Raw genomic sequence first — 13,032 nt, forward strand, 5'->3', positions numbered from 1 at the left:
GATATCATGGTTTTAACTCACCGCTATTGGTGGCTTTTATTAAACATATCTTGGATTGACTTTCAAGTGTTACTGTTCCTACGAACAATATTTCTCCATTTTCAAGCTCTATGACAGTGCCTGGCATATCATTATCTATACCCCCAAATGTCTGTCTCCATCTAATCGATCCGTTGGAGGCAATCCGGGAAAGTGCAATGTTGGTGTTATTATTTTCCAATATTTCTCCCAACACTAAAAAGCCACCATCGCTAGCTTCAGCAATTGAAGCCCCTTCAACATTACCATCGACACCTATGGTTCCGGCACTCACGAAATCATTATTGCTTCTAACCCTGGCCATATAGAGCTGATTAAGTCCGGAAGAAGTACTGGTGCCGAGCATTATGTAGCCACCTTCATCCGTTTGTATAATTTTAGAAGCTGTCTCATTTGAGAGCGTTCCAAAAAGTTGTAATTCTGCAGTTGAAAGTGCAATACCATCAGCGGCAGCCGGAAATAAAAACATATTAAAGCCCGCTTGCTGAGAATTTATTGTGGGTGGTTTATTAGTAGTCCCGAAGAATAGAAATGAACCATCAGGCTTTTGCATCAAACCTACTCCACTATCCACACCTGGAAAACCATAAATCCGACGCCATGCGGCAGGAGGTAGTTGTACTAAATCTGAAGTGGTCCGAACTGAAAGAATATCTTGTAAATCAGTACTTTCCAAATATCCGGGCTTTGAAGTATCCACATTGGTAGTATAACCTGTAAGAACATAATCACCATTTTGAGTTATTAAAATATCATTGGCCACATCATGTTCACCTAAGCTTCCAAATATTGCACTATCTATTTGTACACCATCCGGATCTACTTTTAAAATCATTACATCCTGATCTGCAGGTGTAGTACTTACAGTTGCGGCTATAATAATGTTACCACTGGCATCTATTTCCATGGCGGCAGCAGATTCGCTGCTATTACCACCAAAGCTATTTATCCACTGCTGGTTACCAAGGTTATCTACCTTAATTAATATTATATCCTGATCTCCATCGGCCGATGTGCTATTACCCAGGATTACAAAACCGTCACTTAACACCTTTATATCAACCCCTGTCTGATTACCTTCTTCTCCATAATATTTCACAAAGTAATCCTCGAATCGCGGATCTATGTTGCTCTCCGTATCGCAACCTAAAAGGAGGCTTAAGGACAATAAAGTGACTAAAATTCGCATTTAACTCAATCTTTTTTAAAAAATCCTGAAAAGAGCCCTTTAACTGATGTCTTTTTTATTTTCCTTGCTTTATAAAGTGGCTTTACAAACCCTACTGACAGTGAAAAATTGTTTAACCGCTTATCATCATCAACAAAACCATATTTATATAAAAGGGTGGAATTAGAATATTGCTCTTCCTCGTTTATAATATTTGACATACCTGCTATATACCTTATATCTACTACAAGGTAGTTATACCCTAGCCTGTAATTGACTCCGGCTCCCAAATGAGCAAAGTGATTAAAATTATTGCGGATTGATTTTAAATCTACTTCCGGACCGGTGACTGGGATTTCAGTCAAATCCTCCGCTCCCGATCCCACCCTATCGATCAGTTTAACAGTAGCTTTTGAGCTGAGCAGGTAGCTAAAACCAAATCCGGCATATACATATGGCCTTATTTTAACGAAATCCCACCGGTATTTTAGAAAAAGGGGGATATCAATACCCGTTTGATTTTCCTGAAAAGTCTGATTATCAGTATTGAATAGTGTATTGCTGTAGCTATAGCTTCTTTGAAAAAAATTGAGCTCAAGTCCAAAGCTGATATTATCACTTGCATTTACTTCTCCTCCTCCTCCAAACTGAAAGCCAAGCTTTCCTTTGTAACTTTCGGCACTATTTAAGGTATTGTCTACACCATAATTATGGATAACATCTACCGAACTATGATTTAAGCCTATCTTTGCATAAAGCACAAAAATGGGCGTGGTCTTAAACTTCTTACTCAGATAAACTACATCTATGGGATCACGCTCAGGATCGATAATATACTCAGGATCTTGCCTAAGCAATTTAAGGTAGCTGTCTTCGGCACTAATTGGATCATCTATAAAAAGGTATGTTCTAGTGAGCAACCAGTAGGCTTCTATTCTTTGATCTTTGTTAAAACCGTTATCCAAACATGGTTTCAGAATAGCAGGTATTTCATATAGATGCCCTGAATTAAACCTTTCTCTGGCAATATTTAACGTTTCTCCGCAGGATTGACCATAAATTGATTGGTCAGTCGCTACCAGCACACACATAAGATATATTATAAATAAAACCTTCCTTCGCATCCTTAATAATTATTGAGTAAAAGGTTTATACATGTATTTTGAAAACCGATATCATTTCCTACATAGGTTTTCCACTCATCCTCATTCATATTTCTGGAGAGTTCATTGCACATTTTTTCAGCCATCAGCTGAGGTTTGGTCGGCCATATCCTCAGGTCTCCATCCCCACATGCTGCAATAAGGTAATCAGAATCCGGGCTAAAGGCAATATCCCATACATAAGCATCATTATCTGTCATTTTAATTGGCAGCTCATCAATTTCGCCGGTCACCCACATTTGAATGGTTTGATCCAAACTGGCAGATGCCAGTAGCCTGCCGTCATGGCTGTATTCCAGGTCGCTTATTCTTCCTTTTTGACCTGTAAATTCATGGTCAATTTTACTTTGTGCCATATCCCATATCTTTACAACTCCCTGTTCATCTCCAATGGCCAAAAACCTGCTATCCGGACTGAATGCCAAAGCATGTACGGGAGTACCGGATTGATCGATCAATATCTTTTCAGAAAGGTTGTCCAGGTTGATCAATACGGCTTTACCGCTTAGGGTGCCTCCTGCAAGCCATTGACCATTTCTGCTCACTGCTATAGTTTTAAATTGTTCGGCAGTGCTTTTTATTGGCGCACTTGTCATGGTGACGATATCATTCCTTCGTAACTGGCGATCACCGCCGGCAGAAATAAATACATTTTGGCCTGGTAAAAATTCAAGGTCATTAATATAACTGGTATGTCCGGTAATCAGCCTGCCCGGAGTATCGGGATTTTTGAGGTCGAAGACCTTTATTGCAGAGGAATCACTCCCATTTGCAAGCCATTTATCATCAGGACTAATCGCTAAAACCCTGTTTGGATAGGGATTCGAAGCTATAGTTTTCGTGTTTGAAGGGGCGTTCAGTGACGCGACGACAATTTTACCTTCGGTACCGGTGCTATAAAAGGTGTTCCCTCTGTTTTCAAACACCACTGACCTTATCGAGTTTCTATGGGCCCCCGATATAGTATTAAATGCCTTTCCTTTTATTTGAGCTAATGCTGAATATAATCCGTTATAGATATAGGGATCGTAGGTTCTGCCCTCATAATTTTTATTAAAAGTATAGGCCTGCTGAGCCAATAGTCCTTTGAGGTCATTATCTTCAATACTCAGTGACTTTACGGCCATAGATTGGGCCACGGACTGAAATAACAGTTTTTGTGCACGGGTATAGTTTCTTTCAGCACGTTGATATTCCTTTTCCGCCTCCTCACGCGCACTTTGGGCTATTAGTTTTTCATTATCGGCAATGTTGCGCTGTTCCTGAGCAATTCTGGATTGTTCCTGGGCGAGGTTACGCTGTTGCTGTGCAATAATCAATGCCTGTCTGGCTTTTTCTGCCTGTTCACGCGCATTTTGTTCTTCACGCTCAGCTCTTGCTCTTTGCTTCTTAGCTTCTGCCTCACTGATGTACGCCCGATCTCTTTCTTCCTGAGCCTTTAATTTTTGCTCTTCAGCAAATTCTCTTTGTTTATTAGCTTCAATATTCCTGGTAACAGCAAAAACGAAGAACAGGACTGAAATGACCGTGGCTATTCCCAAGACAACCGCAACTATTTTAGCACGTTTCAATAAACGCCTTTGAAGCATTTCCTGGTTCTTTTGTTCAGCCTCATAAGTAATCCGGCTGGTATCCAGAAATACAATTGCTCTTTCAAAAGTTTCGTCATATCGCTGAGCCCAGGCTCTTGTAGGGCGCTGCTTTTTCTGCCAGTTGAGTGCCAGCTGGAGATCCGGTGGTCTCCAGAGTCCGGTGCGCCCTATCTGATACATGGCAGCCGCCTCTGATAAACGTCGGTACATTTGTGCAGACTCATATTCTTCATCAACCCATGTTTTTAGCCTGATCCATATCCTCATCAAGCTCTCATGTGAGATCTCTATAATAGAATCTGCATTAAGCTTTACATTGTGAGGAGGCATCAAAAAAGACCTTCCTGGCTGCCTGAATTTATCAACCACTTCAATAACATCATTGTCGGTTACACCGGCCAACTCTGCTACCAGGCCTAAGCGTACCGGACGTCTCATGCCAAAGCTATCATTGGTGCGCTGAGTCAGTGATTTAAATAAAGTTTCTGCAATTTCCTTTTCCCTGGACGACAGCTCATCATAGGCTTCATTTGCATGTTGCGACAAAGCTTCCGACATTTTGCCTACGGCATTATAATGCCGGATATCCATGGGTTCCTTTTCTTCCCGGGTACGAATCCAGTAATCCCAGGTACGCATAAGGGCATGCTGTAATATGGGAAGCTGATCCTGATTTTCACCAACTTCATTCAGCAGTCTTTTCACCAACCGGTCAGCTATAGTACCTCCACCCACTGCAACAGGTCCTTCTATGGCCATCCTTTTTTGATCGCGGGTCATCTGAGGGACCAGATAATTGCTTTGGTTGATCATTTGGGTAAGTCCCGGAAACTGAGAGCAATCTCCCACATAATCCGAACGCATGGTGATGGCCAGGTAAATGGATGACTTCGCACTTTTGCAGGCTTCCAGAAGTAAGTTTACATAGATTTTGGCCTCCTCGGGAGTACCCTTGCCTCTCTCATTCCGATAGCGAAAAAGCTCTTCAAACTGGTCTATAAGAATCAACGTATTTTGACCGCTATGGTCATGGAGCTTGTCAATGGCTTTTACCAGTCCTTCCGAATCACTCTTGAGCAGGGCTGATATAATAGTTTTATTTAACTGCTTATCTTCTTCCGACTGATCTTCAAAATCTGTTGATTCTTTAAGGATTGAATCAGCCAAATTTTCAATTGGTGATGTCCCAGGCCGGGACACCAGCACCTTCCAGCTGGATCCTGCATCGGTCATAAATCCTCCATACAAAATGGGTACCAGCCCGCAATACATCAATGAAGATTTTCCACTACCGGAATAGCCCATTACAGTTATAAAACGGGTGGAGGCCAGCTTAACCAAAACTTCATCTACTTGCCCTTCCCTGCCAAAGAAAAGGTGGCACTCATCTATGCTAAATGGTCTTAATCCTGGAAATGGGTTTCTTAACATGATATTCCCGTGGTTGTCAAATACCTCTGACTCACGGTCATGCTCTCCCATTTGTATGTCGTAATTTAGCATTATATTGTGCCCTGGTATAGTCTAAAAAATATGTATCAGAAGGCTAACTGAGAAACTAAAAAGGTATAAAATACTTAATATAAAACGTTTGACCATTAAAATACAAAAAAAAACATTTTTTTTGCAGTAAAGCACCGCAATTAAACATACTGCACCATTTTATGGGCCAGACTTACATTATCAGAAAGTAATTCATAAAAATCGTCTTTCTTCACTTTAAACAGAATAGTTTCTCTAACGGCGACTATCAGGTTAGACTTTAAATACCTTTGCGAGGTTATTAGTTCCCCTATAAATTCACCTTCTTTCGTTCCTCCTTTAATTGCTCCATTTTCATATATGTTTACAGAGCCTTTATATACTATATAAAAATTGTCATTATAATGTTCATCCACAGAAAGGGACTCACCCTCTTTTAACAGAACCTCCTCAATAATATCAACCACTCCCGAAATAACAAGTCCAAACACTCCGTCAAAAACATCGATTTGTTTTAAGAAGATCACCTTTTCAAATTTCATTGAACGCCAGTTGTAACTTCTGTTTGGCTGTTTCAGAATCAGCTCATCAAGTTCTTTCCTGACAGGTTCTTTTAGACGTTTCACATGTTCTTTATAGCCTTCAGGATCTATCTCATGAAGAGCCCAGGCCGCCATTTGTCTTACCATCCGGTCTGGATTAAATAAGTTAGCGATCAGGTCAAAACTAAACTCGGATATCTTCATCAATCCTATCTGGTAAAGGATGCAAGCCTTAGTCCATCTATTAGTTTGAGAAAAGTCACGGTTCAGCAAAAATTTAAGCACGAGTGTTGAGTCTATTCGTTCTCTCGGGAAAAACACCTCCAGTTTTTTAGCTTTTTCCTGATAAGAAAGATCGTCCAGTACTGGTATGATCCTTTGCTTGAGGTCTTCTGATAGAAAAACATCCAGAAGCTCAATGGCATAGGTTACTCCTTCATTGGTCCTGCTTTCAATATTCTCCTTAACCAGCTGTATAGACTTGCTGTCATAAAGCATAGACAGCAGCATATAAATATGGTCAATATCATATTCAATTTCTTCCTCAAGAGCTTTTTTGATTTCTTTGCCAAAGAAATCAGTGCTAATCTCATTTATAGCTCCAATATTCCAGGCTATGTCTTCAATATCGGACTCTATAGCATATTTTATACGTGGTATCTGTGTTACGCTGGCTTTAAACCCACTGGTACCAAGAGCCAGCAAAACCTGCGAAACAATAACTTTATCAGGGTAATCAATCTTATGCCACAATACCTCCAGGGCCTTATCTCCACCAATACGTCCGATGATTTTAATGATCTTTACCATAGCCGCTGTACTCTGGCCGGACTTATAGAAAGCGCTATCAAGAGCTGTAAGCGTATTTAATCCAATGAGGGTAAGTGCATTTGCCGCCTGTACACTATAAGCCGCGTTGCTCAGATTTTCAATGAGGGCGTTCAGCACCTCGTGGTTATATTTCTTCTGGGCAGTCTTAATAGCTGTATTCCTGACCTTGGCATCAATATCGTGTAGCAATTCGATCAGGAAAGAGGTACTCTCCTCATCGGTAGTATTGCTCAGAAGTTCGGCGGCATATTGACGATCCTCTCCCCGTTCAGATTTGCAGAGTTTGTTTAACCTGTTCTTGGATATATCACCTGATTTAAAAAGATCCATGATATCATTGCCGCTCACCATATGTTTTCCATCCGCTTCACTTTCCTTATTCAGGCTAATAACATAACGATCCGAAACAGACAAACCCTTCAGTTCATTCATTTTTAATTGAGCAAAATCCCGGATATCGCCTGAGTTATGCCCCATTAGCGTATTGATATGAGCAGGCAATAACTGTGGTTCTACTTTTTCAAGCAATTTAAAAGAGAATATAACTTTATTGGTCTGTATATCCTTTAGGGCCTTTTGTAAACGGGTTAGCAACTTTTCTGTAGGGGTAAGTGGTAGTTCTTCACTTGACATCTGTTGGTCCTGAAGCTTGAGTTTGATCCGGTTTCTATACTCATTGTAGAGCTTACCAATGAGTAAAAAGTACCCTACCAGGATAAATACAAGGGCGTAAGAGTAATGAATAAGTTCAAAATATGAAAGAAGAGAGAGCCCGATAATAACTACACCTGCAATAAATCTGGAAGCTTCATTTACCACACCCTCCACTTTTGCCTGAATGTCAAAACGGATACGGTTGTCAAGTGGCATGAAATACAGCTTAAAGGTGGGATTTTCAAGAGAATCACGTAACGAGAAATTAAAAAGCCTGCTTAAGGCAATAAACAGGAAAAACCATATAAAAGATGTGCCTGCATCAATGGTATAACCAAATACGCTTCCAGCTATAATCGCTCCTATTGTAAACAAAGCCAGTATGACCGGCAATATGACCAGTGAAATCTTCAGACCATATTCTCCTATGATGCGGTCATTCACAAAAGTCTGTAGCAACAAGCCGAGAATAAGGATGGAGCCATTGAAAATGGCTAGAAAATTCCTTAACTCATTTTCATCAGGGTACTGCTGGGCTACCACATTTTGAAAGGAGTATTGCACAAAGGTGAAAGCCACCATCGAAAAAAGAAGGAACGTGGATAAAAGTCGTACATATTTATCTTTGGCAAGATTTCTAAAGCCTGTTCCTGTCTGTTCACTTTTACTGGTCGAAATTTCAGCTTTTTTCAGATCATACTTCAGAGTAATGGCTGCAAGAAAGCCTAATGAAATCAAAATGCTTACCCCACTAATCAATAAGTAGTTGGAGGTATTGGGAATGAAGGATTCTAAAAATGGAATAGCAAATGATGTCAGAATTGCCGCAGAAAGCTGTCCTATATCAATACCCCCAATGATCCTTTTTGACTGCCTCAAATCAAACATCCGGCCAAATATGCCCCAGAAACCCAATAAAGAAACTGCCAGAATCGGCCCAATCATGGCAAACATCAGAAATATCAGGTAGTCCTGCCAGGACGGGTCGGAAAGTTTAAAGGATGCAAAAATACAGGCTGTAAAAAGAAAAACCCCTATAAGATTACCCAGTGCCAGCTTTGCAAAGGATATCCGCGTCTGAAGTGCAGCAAAAAGGAACGTGATAATAACTCCTAAAAACCCGGATACCATTATAGCCTCTTTGAGATACTCTTCGAGCCGGTTCAGAAACAATGTTTCAGCACTTACCTGATAAGTTGCCAAAAAAATCCCCATAAAGAAGCCCTTGCCTAAAAGCAGCAACACTTGATTTTCTTCGTCGGGCCTCACATTTAAGGCTAAAAATAAGGCTTTGAACATCCTTAAAATTAAAAAATACTTATTCGGGTCAGTTTATCACGAAAAGTTATACATACCCCTAGTAAATTACAACTATTTCAGTCGTATTTAAATGTATTTTTTCAGGAATATCTAAAATCTCGATGGTTTAAGTGTTTAAACTCTATAGTTCGCAGGTAATCGATTGAACTTCATAGTAATAAAAAAAGCAACTCCGAAGGAGCTGCTTTCAAACAATTATTGAATTGAGTTTTAATTTACGGCGGTGGTATCAGTATTTGTTTTATCTGTTACTACTTCCTTTTCTTTTTTGTATGCATCGTTGAGTCCGCTGATTACCGCATTGGTAATATTCATGCTGTCGGACGCATATAAAACATCACTCCCCTGATTGTACTTAACCACCATTTGCAGGCCATGGTTTTGGCTATAATCATTAAGGAATGAAGTTATTTTCTCATAAAGCTCCTGATTGATTTTAGACTCTTCTTTGATCAGATCCTGGGAAAGGCTCTCCTGATACATTCTAAGGTTCTGTTGCTTCTTCATCAGGTTTTCTTCAACTGCTTTTGCCTGACCGATAGTAAGGTTATTCACATTTCTTTGGTAATCATTTACTTCTTTTTGAAGCCCCTGAGCTCTGCTCTTATATTCATCTTCAAGCTTTTGGCCTTTTTCCTGAAGTTTTTCCTGCATTTCCTTAAAGAAATCATAGTTGCTGAGTACTGAATCCGCGTTAATATATGCAACCGAATATTCTGCAGACTCTATCATACCAGGCTCTTGTTCGGGCTCACTTTTTTTACCGGAAAAATGAAGGTAGAATAATACACCTACTGCTACCAACAATATGATATTGAGTACTAAGGATAAATTTTTCACTTTAATAGTTTTTTAGATTTAAAATGGTGGCAAAGAAAATAAAGATTCCACAGAATTACCAAACAATTTTAAAGATGCCCTTTATTTATTTTCCTGATCAAGAGGATATTTTATAATGTAGTGTTGATCTTTTGGGGCCTCATCATGTGGTTCAACGGGCTTTGGCTTATAGTAATAAGTAAATTGGCTACGGTGATTATCAGCGGGCTGGTCTTCTTCGGGTTCAAGTTTCGCAAGATCACCCATTCGATAGTTTCTAAAATATATTGCGCAAAAAATCCCGGCAATAGCTCCCATAAGGTGCGACTCCCAGGAAATCCCGGTATCTTCGGGTATCATACCCGTGAGAAAAGTACCTCCATAAAGGAACAATACTATAAATGAGATGGCAAGGGTGCTGGAATCACGCCTGAAAAACCCGCTGAACAACAGAAAGGTAAGCAAACCGTAGACTACACCGCTGGCTCCTATATGGTATGCATCACGCGCAGCAATCCACACCCAAAAACCGGTGATCAAGTAAATTAAAAGTACTACCCAAACTGCAATTCTGTCATAAAAGTAAAATAGGCCTACACCAAGAATTGTTATTGGAAGTGTGTTGGAGAGCAGGTGATAGATATCGCCGTGAATCAACGGGGCAGTAAAAATCCCAACAGAGCCACTCAATGTTCTGGGTAAAATCCCGAATTCACCAAAACTATAATCAAATATGAATTCAACAATCTTAATTCCCCATATGAGGGCTACAAAAGCCAGAGTATAGTAAATACTCCTTCGTAATTTGATACCCTCACGCATAGTTTTATATTACTTTCTCATTCTCTTCTTCTAGTTGAAAACTGTATAATGTCTCATCTAGTTCCAAGGTGTCTTCATTATAATCTTTGACGAAACGAGAGATTACCTCAGGGGTGATTTTATCAACGTTCAAGGCAACATCCAGGCCAATGCCAAAATCGATATGAAGGTCAATTTCAACATGTTCTTTAACCTTTACTTCGCCTTCTTCTTCAAGTTCCATTATTACTTCTGCCATGTAAAGACCTATTTCTTCTTCAAGGTCATCCAGAGCGGCCAAATCTCCATTTTCATCCTCCTCATACTTAATTTGCTTGTATTCAGGAAAATGCTGCGCTGCCCTATGCTCGGCTATTTCATAGAGTTCGCTATTGTGGTGCAACCGTAAAGTAAATATGACCGCATCATAGATCACCTCCTTACCTTCGTACATTCCTATGAAGTAAAAATTAACATAGTCATCAGATTTATCTTCTGATTCTACAATCATATAATTCCGGCTTTTCTTTTTCATTTTTTCCCGGTACTCCTGTACTAGCTGCGGGTCGAATCCTTTATTAACAGCAGTCATAACTAATGATTTAAAATTCAATAAATTGGATATTTAATATACTCCAAATTCATTTTATTAACAAGCTTTAAACACGTGATTATTATCTATTGTTCTTCCTTTTTTTATCATTCCCTGAAAAAAGGTAATTAATTATGGACATAATAATGCCAAACAATAATGCCCACCAAAATCCATCTACTTCAAAACCAGGAATAACGGCATCAGCCAGCAAAATAATAACGGCATTGATAACCAGAAGAAAAATTCCTAATGTAACTATTGTGATGGGTATAGTAAGTATAATCAAGACAGGCTTAACAATAGCATTGAGTATGGCCAAAACAACAGCCACGATAAGAGCCACGATAAAACCATCCACTTCCACCCCATCAAGCAGATAGTCTGTAAGGAGTACGGCAATGGCTGACAAAAACAGTCTGGCTAGAAAGTTCATTCTAATACAGTTTGAAGGTTAAATACAAAACTGCTATTAAGATAAATAAATCAGAAAGTTTATTCATATACTCTCGCTGTCATTTAAAAATATATTCACGGCTTTGTAGGGCATCATACAACAAGCCCTTTTGAGAATTAATAAAAAAACACCATATTCAACGTCCATTCTCTAAACAAAGTAATCTTTGAAATGAATATCCTCAACCTAACCGCGGCCATATTATTTCTATCAGTGTTTACAGCTTGCCAGCAAAGCTCAAAAGCACCTGCTGATAACAGTATTAAAACAGATAAAATCGCTGCAAAAAGTGAAATAATAGCCAACATGCTCGATAACGTATCCGCTGACAGTATCGAGGCCACTGTTCGAAAGCTGGTTAGTTTTGGTACCCGGCATTCGCTAAGTGAAACAAAAAGTGATTCGTTTGGAATAGGTGCCGCCAGAAGGTGGGTCAAGAGCCAATTTGACAGGTATGCAGACCATAGCAACGGCAGGATGCTAGTCAGACTGGATCCGTTTATTGTACCGCCCGGACGTAGAATACCCTATGAAGTAGAAATGAAAAATGTAATGGCCACACTGAAAGGTTCAGATGCTGATGACGATCGAATCTTTGTTATTAGCGGTCACCTCGATAGTCGTGTATCCGATGTAATGGATAGTATCTCAGCTGCCCCAGGTGCTAATGACGATGCTTCCGGCGTGGCTTTGGTTATGGAGCTTGCACGCGTAATGTCTGCCACCGAGTTTCCATCTACTATCATATTTCTTGCCGTGCAGGGTGAAGAGCAGGGGTTGCTTGGTGCAGCCCACCTGGCAGAAAAGCTAAGAAGTGATAGTGCTAATGTAGTGGCCATGTTTAACAATGACATGGTGGGAAACACCTTCTCCAGCGAAACAGAACTAAAGAATGACTCTTCTGTAAGGGTATTCAGTGAAACTATACCTGTATATGAAACTGAAGAAATGGAAAAACTAAGAAAGTACTCGGGTTCTGAAAACGACAGCCGCTCCAGGCAACTGGCAAGATATATTAAGGAGACCGGCGAGTATTATGTTGATAATTTCAATGTGACACTTAACTATAGAATGGACAGATACCTTCGTGGCGGCGACCATCTTCCGTTCAGCAAAAGTGGGTTTGCTGCCATAAGGTTTTGCGAGATGAATGAAAACTACTATTATCAACATCAGGATGTACGCACCGAAAACAACCAGCAGTATGGCGACCTTCCGCAGTACGTAAATTATGAGTACGCAGCTCAAATCGCCCGGATAAACCTTGCGGCACTTGCCAGTCTTGCCCTGGCTCCATATGAACCTGAAAACGTGGGATTACAGGTTGACCTGGGCAACACTACTACCCTTGTTTGGAGTGCCCCAAATAAAGGTAAAGCTCCCAAAGGCTATAACATACTGATCAGGGAAACCTATCAGCCTCTGTGGGAAAAGAAAATATTTGTTAGTGATACCACCGCGACTATTCCGCATTCAAAGGATAACTTTTTCTTTGCAGTACAGTCTGTCGGGGAAAAAGGCGCCCTAAGTCTTCCGGTATTTCCGGCACCGGTACGTGAACAGCCGTAGTAT

9 protein-coding genes are annotated in these 13,032 nt (G+C 40.2%); 1 reads left to right on the plus strand and 8 read right to left on the minus strand.

Annotated elements, in window-relative coordinates; translation table 11 throughout:
* Window positions 1-4 precede the first annotated feature (4 nt).
* The 8 genes from LVD17_RS24930 to LVD17_RS24965 all read right to left on the minus strand — a co-directional run bounded on the left by LVD17_RS24930 (window position 5) and on the right by LVD17_RS24965 (window position 11,439).
* Window positions 5-1,228 (minus strand): hypothetical protein, encoded by a 1,224-nt coding sequence (locus LVD17_RS24930; protein ID WP_233762484.1) that lies wholly within the window; start codon window positions 1,226-1,228, stop codon window positions 5-7.
* Window positions 1,229-1,233: 5 nt separating this feature from the next.
* Window positions 1,234-2,331: a porin family protein gene (locus LVD17_RS24935; RefSeq protein WP_233762486.1), complete on the minus strand. Its 1,098-nt coding sequence runs from the start codon at window positions 2,329-2,331 to the stop codon at window positions 1,234-1,236.
* Window positions 2,332-2,333: 2 nt separating this feature from the next.
* Window positions 2,334-5,465, minus strand: a complete 3,132-nt coding sequence (locus LVD17_RS24940) for an nSTAND1 domain-containing NTPase (protein ID WP_233762488.1) — start codon at window positions 5,463-5,465, stop codon at window positions 2,334-2,336.
* A 140-nt stretch (window positions 5,466-5,605) separates the two neighbouring features.
* Window positions 5,606-8,770, minus strand: a complete 3,165-nt coding sequence (locus LVD17_RS24945; RefSeq protein ID WP_233762490.1) for a HEAT repeat domain-containing protein — start codon at window positions 8,768-8,770, stop codon at window positions 5,606-5,608.
* Window positions 8,771-9,001: 231 nt separating this feature from the next.
* Window positions 9,002-9,631, minus strand: coding sequence for an OmpH/Skp family outer membrane protein (locus LVD17_RS24950; RefSeq protein ID WP_233762492.1), 630 nt, complete (start codon window positions 9,629-9,631; stop codon window positions 9,002-9,004).
* A gap of 81 nt (window positions 9,632-9,712) precedes the next feature.
* Window positions 9,713-10,432, minus strand: a complete 720-nt coding sequence (locus LVD17_RS24955) for a rhomboid family intramembrane serine protease (protein WP_233762494.1) — start codon at window positions 10,430-10,432, stop codon at window positions 9,713-9,715.
* Window positions 10,433-10,436: 4 nt separating this feature from the next.
* The gene (locus LVD17_RS24960; RefSeq protein ID WP_233762496.1) at window positions 10,437-11,003 is read right to left on the minus strand and encodes a hypothetical protein; all 567 of its coding nucleotides are present in this window, start codon (window positions 11,001-11,003) and stop codon (window positions 10,437-10,439) included.
* 82 nt (window positions 11,004-11,085) lie between these two features.
* On the minus strand, window positions 11,086-11,439 hold the full coding sequence (locus LVD17_RS24965; RefSeq protein WP_233762498.1) for a phage holin family protein: 354 nt from the start codon (window positions 11,437-11,439) through the stop codon (window positions 11,086-11,088).
* A gap of 192 nt (window positions 11,440-11,631) precedes the next feature.
* Here LVD17_RS24965 and LVD17_RS24970 point away from each other — a divergent pair, with 192 nt between their 5' ends.
* Window positions 11,632-13,029: a M28 family peptidase gene (locus LVD17_RS24970; protein ID WP_233762500.1), complete on the plus strand. Its 1,398-nt coding sequence runs from the start codon at window positions 11,632-11,634 to the stop codon at window positions 13,027-13,029.
* Window positions 13,030-13,032 lie beyond the last annotated feature (3 nt).

It is taken from the genome of Fulvivirga ulvae (assembly GCF_021389975.1).
Taxonomy (GTDB): Bacteria; Bacteroidota; Bacteroidia; order Cytophagales; family Cyclobacteriaceae; genus Fulvivirga; species Fulvivirga ulvae.

Coding starts and splice junctions, on each gene's coding strand:
- LVD17_RS24965 (WP_233762498.1), bottom strand. CDS start 11,439: ATGAACTTTCTAGCCAGACTGTTTTTGTCAGCCATTGCCGTACTCCTT.
- LVD17_RS24945 (WP_233762490.1), bottom strand. CDS start 8,770: ATGTTCAAAGCCTTATTTTTAGCCTTAAATGTGAGGCCCGACGAAGAA.
- LVD17_RS24940 (WP_233762488.1), bottom strand. CDS start 5,465: ATGCTAAATTACGACATACAAATGGGAGAGCATGACCGTGAGTCAGAG.
- LVD17_RS24955 (WP_233762494.1), bottom strand. CDS start 10,432: ATGCGTGAGGGTATCAAATTACGAAGGAGTATTTACTATACTCTGGCT.
- LVD17_RS24935 (WP_233762486.1), bottom strand. CDS start 2,331: ATGCGAAGGAAGGTTTTATTTATAATATATCTTATGTGTGTGCTGGTA.
- LVD17_RS24930 (WP_233762484.1), bottom strand. CDS start 1,228: ATGCGAATTTTAGTCACTTTATTGTCCTTAAGCCTCCTTTTAGGTTGC.
- LVD17_RS24970 (WP_233762500.1), top strand. CDS start 11,632: ATGAATATCCTCAACCTAACCGCGGCCATATTATTTCTATCAGTGTTT.
- LVD17_RS24960 (WP_233762496.1), bottom strand. CDS start 11,003: ATGACTGCTGTTAATAAAGGATTCGACCCGCAGCTAGTACAGGAGTAC.